Origin of the sequence: Bradyrhizobium sp. (assembly GCF_049519115.1) — a bacterium.
Taxonomy (GTDB): domain Bacteria; phylum Pseudomonadota; class Alphaproteobacteria; order Rhizobiales; family Xanthobacteraceae; genus Bradyrhizobium.
On sequence record NZ_JBEKRB010000017.1, the window covers coordinates 24,607 to 37,709 of the forward strand.

Consider the following 13,103-nt stretch of genomic DNA (forward strand, 5'->3'; position numbering starts at 1 on the left):
CTAGATTGACAGTATACTGTTGATTGGGCATCCTATCCCGTGCGGGTTTTCGACGCCATCAAAAAATCCGCAGAAGAAACCGCGTCGAGGCAACGCAGTCAGACAAAGGATCTGACGCGCTTGTAAATTATTGCGCCGCGAATTCGGACAACACGCCACGGCAATCCGGAGAAAGCGAGGCGGACTGCGCCGCCAGGCACTGCATAAGCCGACCGCCGCCGGGGGCGACACCGCCGCAAAGCGCGCGGGCGTCGATGCCGCATGCCGATCGCAGCACGAACAGTTCTTCGCGCGGTCGCATCGGACGAAGCACCAGTACGGGCGCCGCGGGTACCGCGGCTGGGTCGGCTGTCGCCTCGATAGCCGGAGCGGCGCCACGGGCTGTCGGTGGTGCAACACTGCCGTTCACGGCAGCAACGGCCTTCTGGCAAGCTGCCGAGACTCTCGACTTGTTCTGTTCCAGGCATTGCAGTGCCGGGGCGCCACCGGTCGGCACGCCGGCGCAAACTCGTGAATAGTCGCTTCGGCACGCGGTGCGGATCGCCGCAATGTTCGCTTTGCTTGGCTTGCTGGTTGTCGCGGTGGCTGCCTTGGCGGTGGCCGGAGCCGCGCCCTCTGCGGCTGGCCGGGCAGGAGCCGCGGCAGACTCTTCCTTGGGTGGGACGGCCGGCTCGGACTCTGTCTTTGCCGGGGTTGTCGGTGGCGCGGCCTTGGCTTCAGACGGAGCCTTGACTCCAGACGGAGCCGTGGCTTCCGACGGAGTTCCGACGGCGCGCACGGCGCTTTGACAGCCAGACGAGAGGCCCGACATATTTTTCTGCAGGCATTGCAACGATGCCATTCCGCCAGGCGGAACGCTCGCACAATGGGCTTCATAGTCCGAGCGACATTCGGCTCGGATCGCGGTTCGTTGGGCATCGGTCGGGGCTTGCGAATAAGCGGATGTGGCAACAGCGGTGCCCGCGGTTAGCGTCAACATCCAAAGTGCCGCCGCGCGGCTCGACATGCCGATCATGGGCATCCATCCCTGTCGTTTTCGCCGCAAGCCGTCGTTTTAGCCGACGTTAAATGATGAATACGTTAGTCGTGAAATATTGGCGGCGGATCATTGTCGTTTATCGCCGCCACAAGTCAATTGCCTGACGGATGAATCGCCGCAGCCGGTCGGCGCCTCAGACCTTGATCATGCGCTTGCCGCGGTTGTCGCCGGCGAGCAATCCGATCAGCGCCTTCGGCGTGTTCTCAAGACCCTGAATCACGTCCTCCTGGACCTTGAGTGTACCGGAGGCGACCCAGGACTGCAGGTCGCGGATTGCCTCGTTGCGCCGCTCCATATAGTCGGTCACGATGAAGCCCTGCATGGTGAGGCGTTTGACGACGATCAGGCCGGGCACGCCGCGCGGGCCGGTCGCTGACGGGGCGCCGTCATATTGCGAGATCGCGCCGCAGCAGGCGATGCGGCCGCGATTGTTCATTTGCGCCAGGCACGCTTCGAGAATATCGCCGCCGACATTGTCGAAATAGACATCGATGCCGTTTGGCGCAGCCGCCTTCAGGGCCTTGAACACCGCGCCGTCCTTGTAGTCGACCGCGGCATCGAAGCCGAGTTCGGAGATGAGCCAGTGGCATTTGTCCTTGCCGCCGGCAATGCCGACGACACGGCAGCCTTTGATCCGGGCGATCTGGCCGACGATCGAGCCGACCGAGCCTGCGGCCGCCGACGCCACCACGGTCTCGCCGACTTTGGGTTTGCCGACGTCGAGCAGTCCGAAATAGGCGGTGAGGCCGGCGATGCCGTAGACGCTGAGCAGATAGGTCATCGGCTCGACCTTCGGCATTTTGACGAGGTGCTTCGCGGGTACGGCTGCGTAATCCTGCCAGCCGGTATCGCCAAACACGATGTCGCCCTCAGTCAGTTCCGGTGCTTTGGACGAGACGACTTCGCCAATGCCGCCGCCTGCCATCACGGTGTTGGCTTCGACCGCCGCGCGATAGGTGGCGCCATGCATCCAAGCGCGGTTGGCGGCGTCGAGCGAGATATAGCGCACCCGCAACAAGGCCTCGCCATCGCGCGCCTGCGGAATGGTTCCGTCCCGCATCTTGAAATGCTCTGGCGCGAGTTTTCCGGTCGGCTTCTCCACGAGAAGCACCTGGCGATTGACACCGTTGGTCATGGCTTTCTCCCTGTGGCTGTTCTTGATGCAGTGAGCGCGCAAGAAATACGCAACTCCCACATTGTGCGTTGCATAAGAGGCTAGTCCGATGGCGCGCGTTCCACAACGGTAACCTCGCGGCCATGGAAGCGTGTTGCGTCGGCCCCGAAATCTGCCAAACTCAGCGACTGGAGAGTTTACGGGGGTAAGATATGTCCAACAGGTTTACGCAATACATCCTGATCGCGATGGTGCTCGGCATCGTGATGGGAACTCTGATCTTCAACTATCTGCCGGATAGCCGCGCCGATATCGCTTCAAGCGTCAACCTGATCGCCATGCTGTTCCTGCGCCTGATCAAGATGATCATCGCGCCGCTCGTGTTCGCAACGCTGGTCGGCGGCATCGCCCATATGGGCTCTGGCGCCAAACTGGGGCGCATTTTCGCCAAGACCATGGGATGGTTTGTCAGCGCCTCCTTCGTGTCGCTGCTGCTTGGCCTCGTGATGGTCAATCTGCTACAGCCCGGCGCCAATTTCCCCGGCACGCTGCCGGACAAGGCGCAATCGACCGGATTGCCGGTATCGGCCTTCTCGATCGAGAAATTTCTGACCCACCTGATCCCGACCTCGATCGCGGACGCGATGGCGCAGAACGAGATTCTTCAGATCGTGGTTTTCGCGGTGTTCTTCTCGGTCGCGCTCGGCGCGATGCCGGAACGCTCCAAGCGCATGCTGGAGCTCATCGATGACCTCGGCCACATCATGCTCAAGGTAACCGGCTATGTCATGCTGTTCGCGCCGATCGCGGTGTGGGCGGCCATCACAGCGACCGTGGCCAAGAACGGCCTTGCCGTGTTGTGGAAGCTCATCGTGTTCATGGGAGGCTTCTACATATCGCTGATGCTTCTGTGGGGCATCCTGGTCGTCGTCGGGTTCATCGTCATCGGGCCGAGATACAGCCATCTGCTGCGGCTGATCCGCGAACCCCTGATGATCGCGTTCTCGACCGCGTCATCGGAGGCCGCCTATCCGAAGACGCTGGAGGGCCTCAATCGCTTCGGTGCTTCGTCGCGGATTTCCGCCTTCGTGCTGCCGCTCGGTTATTCCTTCAATCTCGACGGCACGATGATGTACTGCACCTTTGCCAGTATCTTCATCGCGCAGACCTACCAAATCCCCATGTCGCTCGGCACCCAGTTCGCGATGCTGGCAACGCTGATGATCACCTCAAAGGGCGTCGCCGGCGTTCCCCGCGCCTCGCTCGTGGTGATCGCGTCCACACTCGGCCAGTTCGGCATTCCTGAGGCCGGACTGCTGATGATCATGGGCATCGATACGTTCCTCGACATGGGACGCAGCGCCACCAACGTGATCGGCAACTCGCTCGCAACCTCCGTGGTGGCGAAATGGGAGGGCGAGCTGAAGGCCGAGCACGAACTCGGACCGGATGACGCCGTGCCCGCAGACTCCGTTCCTGGCGACGCCGTGCCGGCGCATTGACGGGAGGGAACGATGCGCCAACGGTTGAGAAGATCGATTGGGGCCTGCGGGCTATGGCTCGCAGGGTGCCTGCTCGCGACGGCCGCAGGCGCGCAAGTCGCCGACGAAGGGCTTAGCCCGACCCTCGCGACGATCAAGAGCCGACATAGCGTGCATGTCGGCTATCGCGAGAGCTCGCCGCCGTTCTCCTTCCTCGACCAGGCCAACCGGCCGATCGGCTATAGCCTCGAGCTGTGCCAGGCCGTCGTGGACGAGATCGGTGTCGAGGTCGACGACCCCGCTCTCAAGATCGACTATGTGAAGGTAACGTCCGACGACCGCATTCCCGCGGTCGTGCAGGGCAAGATCGATCTAGAATGCGGCTCGACCACGGCTAACGCCGAACGCGCAAAACAAGTGGCGTTCTCACCGCTGATGTTCGTGGCCGGCACCAAACTGATGGTGCCGAAGGATTCCACGATCTCCGCGCCGAAGGACCTGCAAGGCAAGACCATTGTCGTCACCAAGGGGACGACCAACGAGCAGGCCATGCATGCGGTGGACAAGAAGTACAATCTCGGCCTGAACATCGTCACCGCAGGCGACCACGAGCAGTCCTATCAGATGCTGGTCGATGGCAAGGTCGCAGCGTTCGCGACCGACGACATCCTGCTTTACGGCTTGATTGCGCGGCACAAGTCGCAGGACAAGTTCAAGGTCACCGGCGATTATCTGTCCTACGATCCCTACGGCATCATGTTCCGCAAGGGCGAGCCGCAACTGACGGCGGTGGTGGAACGCGCCTTCCGCAAGCTCGGCACCAACCACGACCTCGTTCCGCTCTACAACAAGTGGTTCGCTTCCCGCCTGCCCACTGGCGAGCGCATGAACGTCGCGATCTCGCCGCAGCTCGAGGATGCCTTCAGAGCGCTCGACGACAGCGACGGCGTGAGCAATTGACGGTTTTCGTCAGGCCCGTCTGACGACCTACTTGATGTGTAAGAAGCTCTTGGTCGCGTTGACCGCGCTGTTGAGCGTCGCCTTGGTTTGCCCGGCGATGGTCTGGGTGTCGTAAGTCGCGCCGGAGGTAAAGCCGGTCTGTGACCTCACCCCGATCGCGACTTCGGTCTTGCGAAGAAGATTGCCGAACAGCGACGAGGACGCGGCCTCGGCCTGGCTGACGTTGTTCGCTGGTTTGCTGACAACGGGCGGCGTTGAAGACGGAACGGGTAGGATGCTGCTCATGGGATGCTCCCGATACGCAGGCAACCATCGGCCCGACATGGTTAACGAATCGTTACCGCCGGAAAGCCTTCAGAAGAAGCTCAGTTGCTTCGCATCCTGCCCGCGTGCGACCGCCGCGAATTCGATCGCAATGAAAAGCCCGCCGGCCACATAAATCTTTCGCTTGAGCGAGGCGGCGAGCGTGTGGCTCAAGCTGAACGCTTGCTCGATCGTGGTGGTAATCTCAACCCGGGCATCCTTATTGGAGCGGCGCATGGCATCCGCGAGGACGGCCGGATTGCCCCCTTTGTGATGCGCGGATGTGCAGATGATGGTGTCAAAACCCGGTGCGAGCGCACCAGCGATATCGGTTACGTTTTTGTCGGAGGAAACGCCCGCGACCAAGATCCAGTCTTCTTCTCCGCACGTCGCCTTGAGCCCCACGAGCGCCTGCCGGATCCCATCGGGCGTGTGGCCGACGTCGATCACAGTCAAAGGATCTTGAGCGATCGTTTCCAGGCGGCCGGGCCAGCGTGTATTCCGCAGGCCGGAACGAATGGCGGCCTCCAGATGCGCGTCGCTTTCCGAGCGACGCGCATGCTTCAGCCAGCGGAGGAGAAGCGTGATCGCAATGGCGGCGTTGTTGATCTGGAAGCTACCGGGCAAGGCCACATTCAGCATGCAAAATTCATAAGCGCCGAAAGCAAAATCGAAGGTTTTGCCGGCGGCTGTAACGGTCTCGCCGCCGATCCTGACGTCGTCGCGAATGAACAGGCTTTCGACATTCCGGTTGCGGTTATATTCGAGAATATGTGGCTGCAGCGGCCGGCAATTTACGCCATAGATGATGACGCCGCTGGATGCGCAGGCATCGCTTTTGTCTGAGACGATCAGTTCCAGCGAGTGACCGAGCAATTCGACGTGTTCGTAATCGACCGAAGTAACTGTCGTCACGTGGCTACCCAGCAGGCGAACGGGATCGTAGCGGCCGCCAATGCCGGCCTCGAACACCATGAATTCGCAGTCGCTCTCCTGGAAATACAGGCACGCCAGCGCGAACATGGTTTCAAAGGCGCCGAACTGCACGGCGTATTGCCGCGAAATCGCATCGATGGCGGTTGTGACCCTGCCGGCCAACTCATTCAGCACGCTATCCGCAATCGGCGCGCCGTCGATCTGAAACCGCTCGTTGATGCGAAACAGATGCGGCGAGGTGAAGAGGCCGGTGCGTAAGCCAAAGTTTTGTGCGATCGAGGCGCAAAACGCCGCCGTCGAACCCTTGCCGTTCGAGCCGGTGATCGCGACCGATCTTTCCTGCAACTTGCCGCGGTCGATGGCGAGGGCCTCTAACAAGGCGGCCATCCGCGCGAGGCAAATGCCTTTGCCATATTTTGGCAGATCAAACATCTAACAATCCGGCCGCGGAAAACGTGTGCCGCCAGATTTTCAGGATCAAATCCGGCCGCTGCAATTTTTCCAGCAGGCGGATCGAAGGGTTGGAATTGACCTCGATGATCGCCGCTGCATCCGGATTTCCGCCGATATCCGCGAACAGGTCGACAGCGGCGGCCCGCAGGCCCAGCGCGCGGACGGCTTTTTGCGCCATCGTGAGCGCCGCGGCGTTGGGCGAATCGAACGCCATGTGGCCGCCTGCGCTTAGATTGGTGCGGCCGGGAATTTCAAGGCGTTCGCTTGCCAGCAACACCGTGTCGCGATCGGCCTCGGATATCGCCGCGGGATCGATGACGGAAAGACCGTGGCTCTCCAGCGAGGCGTTGTGCGCGGTGAGCAGATCGCGCACGCGATGAGTGCCGTCGCCTTCGAGAGCCGGCGGAAATTTTCGCGCCGAATAGACGACCTCGTCGTCGAGCAGAAAGATCCGGTATTCGAAACCGCTTACGACCGGCTGCATCAACACCGCGTCGTAATGCGGCGCGACGTTATCGAGATAAGCTTCGAGCGCGGTCTCGCTGTCGATCGCTTGCGCAAAGTCGCCGCGCGATCCCGTCAGCGGCTTGAGGAAAGCGCGTCCGTTCAGCGCTCGAAAGTAGTCGAGAGCATCCTCGCGGTCGTGGCCTTTGGGACGCAGCGCGCGGTGGCGGGCGCTCAAAAAGAAATAGTTGCCGCCAAGGGTGGCGACACCGGCATCTTCAAGAATGCGGTTGGCGAAATATTTGTCGGAGGCAAGCGTCGCGGCGGTGGCATTGTTTTGCGGATACCAGGAGCAGCGGCCGGCGCCGAAGTAAATGGCTTTGGTTGGTGAGGCGACGCGAAAGGCGAGACCTGTGCCGCCATCGATATCTTCGAAGTTCAGTCGTAATTCGGCGCACGCATAGGCGGCATAGACCGTCTGGTCCGGATAGGAGGCGGGCTTTCCCGCACGAAATTCCCGCAAGTTCCGCATGCAATATCAGGCGATCTGGCATTCCGGCTGTTTCAAAGAATATCTCTAACGAATTTTGGGCGTGCCGGGCAGCAATTAATGACGCGAATCACACGCGTTTTCAGCAAGTTAATTACGCGGAACAGGCCATCCATAGGAGGTTTTGGCCGGCGTCGCCGCTTGTCCGCCGCTCTGCGATTTTCGAAGCCTTATCCTGCACTGCAACATGTTGACTATCGGCGAAATTGGGGTAGTCCAACGAACATATTTCCTCAATCGCCACAGGGAGTTCCGCCGCCAGGCGCGGTCAGACCCTGTCGGCGTTCCGAACAGCGAAAAACGGAAAAGCAGGCCCATGAGCGCGTTTCATAAAGAAAAGGTTCTTTCAGTCCGCCACTGGACCGATACGCTTTTCAGCTTCCGCGCCACCCGGGATGCCGGCTTCCGGTTTCAGAACGGCCAGTTCGCGATGATCGGCCTCGAGGTCGATGGCCGCCCCCTGATGCGCGCCTATTCGATGGCAAGCGCCAATCACGAAGAACAGCTCGAGTTCTTTTCGATCAAGGTGGCCGATGGTCCGCTCACGTCTCGCCTGCAAAAGATCCAGGAAGGCGACACCATCCTGGTCGGCCGCAAGGCAACGGGCACGCTGATCGCCGACAACCTGTTTCCGGGCAAGCGGCTGCTGTTGCTGTCGACCGGCACCGGACTTGCGCCGTTTGCAAGCCTGATCAAGGACCCGGACGTTTACGACAAGTTCGAGAACATCGTTCTCGTGCACGGCTGCCGTCAGGTATCGGAACTCGCTTACGGCGAAGAGGTGGTCAAGAACCTGCAGAGCGACGAATTGTTTGGCCCGTTGCTTGCCGAAAAGCTCGTCTATTATCCGACGGTCACCCGCGAGCCCTTCCGCAATCGCGGCCGCATCACCGATCTGATCACCTCGGAGCAGCTGTTCAACGATATCGGCCAGGAGCCGCTGAATATCGAAGGTGACCGCATCATGATGTGCGGCAGCCCAGCGATGCTGGAAGAATTACGCCAGATGTTCGTGGCCCGCGATTTTGTCGAAGGCAATCACAGCGAGCCCGGTCACTTCGTGATCGAGAAGGCTTTTGTGGAGCGCTGAACGGCTCGCCGCGCGTTCTCAATCGACGATAAAAAGCTTCACGCCGGTCTTGGTCGACGAGCGGTGCGCGGCATCGCCGAAATCCGACACCTGATAGCTCATGCCCGCTTTCAGCGTGAAGCTGCGGCCGTCGCGTAATTCGGTGATGAGTTCACCTTCCAGCACGTAAAGCACGTGGCCGCGGTCACACCAGTGATCGGCAAGATATCCGGCCGTATACTCCACCATCCGCACCCGTACGTCGCCGATATCAAGCGTGCGCCAGAACGCACTCCCGCTTTCGCCGGGATGGGTGGTGGCATTGACCCGGCTCCAATCGGTGACGGTGAAGGGTAGGGTTGGAATCTTCATTTCTCAACATCCTGTGCTCGCATCGCGCGGACGATATCGGCTGGCGCGAGATTGTCACGTTTTTCCGACCGGATATCACGGCCCGCTATTCCGCCAGGTGTTTCGGCAACACCTGCTCTTGATAATGCGGTCATTTGGCCCTTTGCTATGGTTTTGGAAAATCATGCGGGCTTATCAAGCGAAGCGTTGACTCTGGGGGGTAGATTTTGTCCGCGTTAATTCAAGACGAGACCGCGAAGACGGCGTTCGTCTTCGCAGGCGGCGGCAGTTTCGGCGCGATTCAGGTCGGCATGATGCACGCGCTCGTTGCCAACGGCGTTACGGCCGATATGGTGGTTGGCTCCAGCGTCGGCGCGATCAATGGCGGGTATTATGCCGGGGCCCCTACATTGAATGGCGTTCTCGAGCTCGAAACCATCTGGCGCGGGCTAACGCGCCGCGATGTCTTCCCGATCACCTGGCGGACCATGTTGGGTTTCATCTGGCGCCGGGATTTCCTGATTTCGCATGACGGCCTCCGCAAGCTGCTCGAGGATCATTTGCCCTATCGTAATTTGCAGGAAGCGCAAATTCCGGTTCATATCGTCACCACCGACATCGTCACCGGCGAAAGCATTGTGATTTCGGAAGGCTCTGCCGTGGAGGCGATTGTGGCGTCTACGTCGATCCCGGGCGCATTCGCACCTGTGCCGTACCGGGGCCGCTACCTTGCGGACGGCGCGATCTCGGCCAACACTCCGATCAGGGTCGCCGTCGCAAAGGGGGCACGCCGCCTCATCATCCTGCCGACGGGTTATGCCTGCGCCTCCGACGCGCCACCGGTGGGAGCGGTTGCCAACGCGCTCCACGCGTTGACGCTTCTGATCGCGCGGCAGATGGTGAATGAGCTGGAAAACCTTCCGCCTGAGATCGAATACTTCGTGGTCCCGCCTTTATGCCCGCTGGTGGGCTCGCCTTACGATTTCTCGTTCACCCAGGAGCATATCGAGCGGTCGATCCAAAGCACGGAGGAATGGCTTGCCAACCATGGCCTGGAGAAACAGCACATCCCGGGCGCATTACGGACGCACGACCACTAAGCTCCCCGGTTCTTGCCAATCCCAGCCTTTCCCAAACGGCCACGTTGCAGTGCAAAATCGCCTGAACTCGATCGGCCCCCGCCACTTGGATAGATTGATCATCCCGCAGATGATTAGATAGTTTGGAGAAGGCAAATCGCCTGGCGCAATTTGTCATATATGTGACTGTTGCCGCCGATATCGTATGGGCTGGCAAACCGGCCTGAGGGGATCCATGGAAACACTGATGCTTCCGTTCTCACCGCGTTTCATCATTCTCACGATATGCTCCGTGGTGACAGCGTTGCTCCTTGGCGTCGGCATCGTCGATCACAAGGTGTTCGACCTGATCGTGATTCCATTGGTGATCTTCGGCGCGCTCACGTTGCTCGGCATTCGCGATCTGACGCAGAAGAGCCACGCGGTGCTGCGCAACTATCCGATCTCGGCGCATTTGCGCTTTCTGCTCGAAGAAATCCGCCCCGAAATGCGGCAGTATTTTTTCGAGAGCGAGAAGGACGGCATGCCGTTCTCCCGCGATACCCGCGCGGTGATCTACCAGCGGGCCAAGATGGTGCTCGACAAGCGGCCGTTCGGAACACAGGAAGACGTCTATCGCGACGGCTATGAATGGATTCACCATTCGGTGGCGCCGAAGGTTCATGCCGATCAGAATTTCCGCGTGACCGTCGGTGGCCCGGATTGCACCAAGCCTTATTCGGCGTCGGTCTTTAACATCTCGGCGATGAGTTTTGGCGCGCTGAGCCCCAATGCGGTGCGCGCGCTCAATGCTGGCGCGAAGAAAGGCGGCTTCGCCCACGATACCGGCGAAGGCGGTTTTAGCCCCTATCATCGCGAGAACGGCGGCGACATCATCTGGGAAATCGGCTCCGGCTATTTCGGTTGCCGCAACCGCGACGGCAGTTTCAACCCGGACGAGTTCGCCCGTGTCGCCGCCGACGACCAGATCAAGATGGTCGAGCTCAAGATCAGCCAGGGCGCCAAGCCCGGCCATGGCGGGGTGCTTCCTGCGGCAAAGGTTTCCGAGGAGATTTCGCGAATCCGGGGCGTTGCCATGAACGAGGATTGCATCTCGCCGGCGACGCACCGGGCATTCTCGACGCCGCTGCAGATGATGGCCTTTATCGGCGAGATGCGCCGGCTGTCCGGCGGCAAACCGGCCGGCTTTAAGCTGTGCATCGGCCATCCCTGGGAATTCCTGGCGATCTGCAAGGCGATGCTGCAAACCGGCATCTATCCTGATTTCATCGTGATCGACGGCAATGAAGGCGGCACGGGTGCTGCCCCGCTCGAATTCATGGATCACATGGGCATGCCGATGCGCGAGGGCGTCAACTTCGTCCATAACGCGCTGGTCGGCATCAATGCGCGCAATCGCATCCGTATCGGGGCCTCCGGCAAGATTGCGACCGCTTTCGACATGGCGCGCGCCATGGCGATCGGCGCCGACTGGTGCAATTCGGCAAGGGGCTTCATGTTCGCGCTCGGTTGCATTCAGTCGCTGAGCTGCCACACCGACCGTTGCCCGACCGGGGTCACCACGCAGGATCCCTCACGCAATCGCGCTTTGTTCGTGCCGCACAAGCTCGAGCGGGTCCACAATTACCACCACGCGACGCTGCATGCGCTGGCGGAGTTGTTGGCCGCAGCCGGCCTCGATCACCCGCAGGACTTGCGGACGATCCACTTCTCGCAGCGGACGTCAACGACCGAAGTGCAGACCTTCGCCAAACTCTATCCGTCGCTTCGACCGGGCGAATTGATCGACGGCACCAGTGATCCGCGCTTCCGCGAGGCCTGGGCAATGGCGCAGGTGGATAGCTTTGCGCCGGTGGGCTAGATAAGCACACCTCTCTCGACAGTCGTCCCTGTGAACGCAGGGACCCATAATCACCGGCCTTCGTCGCATGAAAAGCCGTCTGCCTTCCGTGCCCGACGCGCCGCCGCGGCGTATGGGTCTTCGCGTTCGCGGGGACGACGGTGGAACTAGTGTGGATTCTCGAGACTGAAGGTTTCCGACTGTTCGTCATAGGCGAACAGTTCGGCATATCGTCCCCACGATATGATCGTCTTGAGCGTTTCGTCGGCGGCGCCCTCGCTCATATAGTCTTCGAGCTCGTTGCGGAAGCGCGCCTCAGGCGCAGTATGCGAAGGCCGCTCGTCCAGCACGCGCTTGATCAGGCCGATCACCGGCACGTAGTTGGTCATGTGCTCGGCGAACAGCTTTTTGCGCGCATCGGTCTCCATCGTCGCAAAACGCTTTCCGGCATCGGTCAGCATCAGATCGCCTTCGCTCAACTGGGCGAAGCGCAACAGTTGCAGGGATTCGCCGAGGTGGAAGATTTCGTCCGCCTCGAGTTGCAGGTGCCCGGCGAGCACCGGCAAGTCGGCGTGCCCGTTATACGGCGGTGCGGCCAGCGTCTCGATCAGGCCCGACAGCACGTTGGATGACACGTGGTTGAGGATCATGCCGACGCCGGTGCCCTGAATGCCTTCGATCGCCGGAGATTTGGGCTCCGCCCGCTGCGTCATGCGGGCATAGATGCTGTCGACCAGTTGGCGGAAGGTGGGATCGAGGCGGTTGCGCGGATGCGGCAGGTCGACCTTGATTTCCGCGGCGACGCGGCCGGGATTGGACGAAAATACCAGGATGCGATCGCACATCAGCACCGCTTCCTCGATATTGTGCGTCACCATCAACACCGATTTGATCGGGAGCCGGCCTTCGATCCAGAGATCGATCAGGTCGGTACGTAATGTCTCGGCGGTCAGCACGTCGAGCGCCGAAAACGGCTCGTCCATCAAAAGCAGGTCCGGATGCACGACGAGGGCCCGCGCAAAGCCGACGCGCTGGCGCATGCCGCCCGATAATTCCTTCGGGTAGGCGGATTCAAATCCGTCAAGGCCGATCAGGTCGATCGCCGCCAGCGCGCGCTTGCGACGCTCGGCGCTTTCGACGCCAAGGGCTTCAAGGCCGAGTTCGACGTTTTGCAGCACCGTCAGCCACGGAAACAGAGCGAACGACTGGAACACCATGGAGACGCCGTTCGGCGGTCCCACGATGGTTTCGCCGCGGCACTTGGCGTCGCCCGAGGAGGGCGCGATTAGCCCGGCAATGATACGGAGCAACGTGGACTTGCCAGATCCGGAGCGGCCGAGCAGGCCGACGATCTCGCCCGACCGGATTGTGAGATCGACCTTTTCAAGAACCAGCAGTTCTTCGCCGCTGCCCTTGGGGAACGAGCGGCACACGCCGCGGATATCGAGCAGGTTGGATTGTTTTGAAATATCGAGCATGGGCTT

Annotated in this window: 12 protein-coding genes; 5 read left to right on the plus strand and 7 right to left on the minus strand. The window is 60.8% G+C overall.

The window, feature by feature from the left end; all coding sequences use genetic code 11:
- Positions 1–127: 127 nt before the first annotated feature.
- Positions 128–1,015 carry a cysteine rich repeat-containing protein gene (locus ABSE61_RS15245; RefSeq protein WP_423871956.1) on the minus strand — a complete coding sequence of 296 codons (888 nt, stop codon included), beginning with the start codon at positions 1,013–1,015 and terminating at the stop codon, positions 128–130.
- 157 nt (positions 1,016–1,172) lie between these two features.
- Entirely contained in the window at positions 1,173–2,174 is a 1,002-nt protein-coding gene (locus tag ABSE61_RS15250) for an NADP-dependent oxidoreductase (RefSeq protein WP_423871957.1), read from the minus strand.
- Positions 2,175–2,365: 191 nt separating this feature from the next.
- Between ABSE61_RS15250 and ABSE61_RS15255 the strand changes: the two genes are divergently transcribed.
- Both ABSE61_RS15255 and ABSE61_RS15260 read left to right on the plus strand, forming a co-directional pair.
- The gene (locus tag ABSE61_RS15255) at positions 2,366–3,655 is read left to right on the plus strand and encodes a dicarboxylate/amino acid:cation symporter (RefSeq protein WP_423871958.1); all 1,290 of its coding nucleotides are present in this window, start codon (positions 2,366–2,368) and stop codon (positions 3,653–3,655) included.
- A gap of 12 nt (positions 3,656–3,667) precedes the next feature.
- Positions 3,668–4,594: an amino acid ABC transporter substrate-binding protein gene (locus ABSE61_RS15260; RefSeq protein ID WP_423871959.1), complete on the plus strand. Its 927-nt coding sequence runs from the start codon at positions 3,668–3,670 to the stop codon at positions 4,592–4,594.
- A 27-nt stretch (positions 4,595–4,621) separates the two neighbouring features.
- On the opposite strand, the gene ABSE61_RS15265 is transcribed toward ABSE61_RS15260, so the two are convergent.
- From ABSE61_RS15265 to ABSE61_RS15275, 3 genes are all read right to left on the minus strand, one after another.
- Entirely contained in the window at positions 4,622–4,879 is a 258-nt protein-coding gene (locus ABSE61_RS15265; protein ID WP_423871960.1) for a hypothetical protein, read from the minus strand.
- A gap of 69 nt (positions 4,880–4,948) precedes the next feature.
- Complete coding sequence (locus ABSE61_RS15270) at positions 4,949–6,265, minus strand: bifunctional folylpolyglutamate synthase/dihydrofolate synthase (protein ID WP_423871961.1); 1,317 nt, start codon at positions 6,263–6,265, stop codon at positions 4,949–4,951.
- Positions 6,258–7,262 (minus strand): ATP-grasp domain-containing protein, encoded by a 1,005-nt coding sequence (locus ABSE61_RS15275; RefSeq protein WP_423871962.1) that lies wholly within the window; start codon positions 7,260–7,262, stop codon positions 6,258–6,260. The genes ABSE61_RS15270 and ABSE61_RS15275 overlap by 8 nt, the downstream gene beginning before the upstream one ends.
- 334 nt (positions 7,263–7,596) lie before the next feature.
- Here ABSE61_RS15275 and ABSE61_RS15280 point away from each other — a divergent pair, with 334 nt between their 5' ends.
- Positions 7,597–8,370, plus strand: coding sequence for a ferredoxin--NADP reductase (locus ABSE61_RS15280; RefSeq protein WP_423871963.1), 774 nt, complete (start codon positions 7,597–7,599; stop codon positions 8,368–8,370).
- An 18-nt stretch (positions 8,371–8,388) separates the two neighbouring features.
- On the opposite strand, the gene ABSE61_RS15285 is transcribed toward ABSE61_RS15280, so the two are convergent.
- Positions 8,389–8,721 carry a DHCW motif cupin fold protein gene (locus ABSE61_RS15285; protein WP_423871964.1) on the minus strand — a complete coding sequence of 111 codons (333 nt, stop codon included), beginning with the start codon at positions 8,719–8,721 and terminating at the stop codon, positions 8,389–8,391.
- 206 nt (positions 8,722–8,927) lie between these two features.
- Between ABSE61_RS15285 and ABSE61_RS15290 the strand changes: the two genes are divergently transcribed.
- Together ABSE61_RS15290 and ABSE61_RS15295 are read left to right on the plus strand one after the other, a co-directional pair.
- Positions 8,928–9,800, plus strand: a complete 873-nt coding sequence (locus ABSE61_RS15290) for a patatin-like phospholipase family protein (protein WP_423871965.1) — start codon at positions 8,928–8,930, stop codon at positions 9,798–9,800.
- Between the two features lie 214 nt (positions 9,801–10,014).
- Entirely contained in the window at positions 10,015–11,640 is a 1,626-nt protein-coding gene (locus ABSE61_RS15295) for an FMN-binding glutamate synthase family protein (protein ID WP_423871966.1), read from the plus strand.
- A 146-nt stretch (positions 11,641–11,786) separates the two neighbouring features.
- Here the strand turns inward: ABSE61_RS15295 and ABSE61_RS15300 are convergent, their stop codons facing one another.
- Positions 11,787–13,097: an ABC transporter ATP-binding protein gene (locus ABSE61_RS15300; RefSeq protein WP_423871967.1), complete on the minus strand. Its 1,311-nt coding sequence runs from the start codon at positions 13,095–13,097 to the stop codon at positions 11,787–11,789.
- Positions 13,098–13,103: the final 6 nt, after the last annotated feature.

Excerpts from the sequence above, each read along its gene's own strand:
- ABSE61_RS15295 (WP_423871966.1), top strand. The coding sequence starts at position 10,015 with ATGGAAACACTGATGCTTCCGTTCTCACCGCGTTTCATCATTCTCACG.
- ABSE61_RS15280 (WP_423871963.1), top strand. The coding sequence starts at position 7,597 with ATGAGCGCGTTTCATAAAGAAAAGGTTCTTTCAGTCCGCCACTGGACC.
- ABSE61_RS15300 (WP_423871967.1), bottom strand. The coding sequence starts at position 13,097 with ATGCTCGATATTTCAAAACAATCCAACCTGCTCGATATCCGCGGCGTG.
- ABSE61_RS15285 (WP_423871964.1), bottom strand. The coding sequence starts at position 8,721 with ATGAAGATTCCAACCCTACCCTTCACCGTCACCGATTGGAGCCGGGTC.
- ABSE61_RS15245 (WP_423871956.1), bottom strand. The coding sequence starts at position 1,015 with ATGATCGGCATGTCGAGCCGCGCGGCGGCACTTTGGATGTTGACGCTA.
- ABSE61_RS15250 (WP_423871957.1), bottom strand. The coding sequence starts at position 2,174 with ATGACCAACGGTGTCAATCGCCAGGTGCTTCTCGTGGAGAAGCCGACC.
- ABSE61_RS15260 (WP_423871959.1), top strand. The coding sequence starts at position 3,668 with ATGCGCCAACGGTTGAGAAGATCGATTGGGGCCTGCGGGCTATGGCTC.
- ABSE61_RS15255 (WP_423871958.1), top strand. The coding sequence starts at position 2,366 with ATGTCCAACAGGTTTACGCAATACATCCTGATCGCGATGGTGCTCGGC.
- ABSE61_RS15265 (WP_423871960.1), bottom strand. The coding sequence starts at position 4,879 with ATGAGCAGCATCCTACCCGTTCCGTCTTCAACGCCGCCCGTTGTCAGC.
- ABSE61_RS15270 (WP_423871961.1), bottom strand. The coding sequence starts at position 6,265 with ATGTTTGATCTGCCAAAATATGGCAAAGGCATTTGCCTCGCGCGGATG.
- ABSE61_RS15275 (WP_423871962.1), bottom strand. The coding sequence starts at position 7,262 with ATGCGGAACTTGCGGGAATTTCGTGCGGGAAAGCCCGCCTCCTATCCG.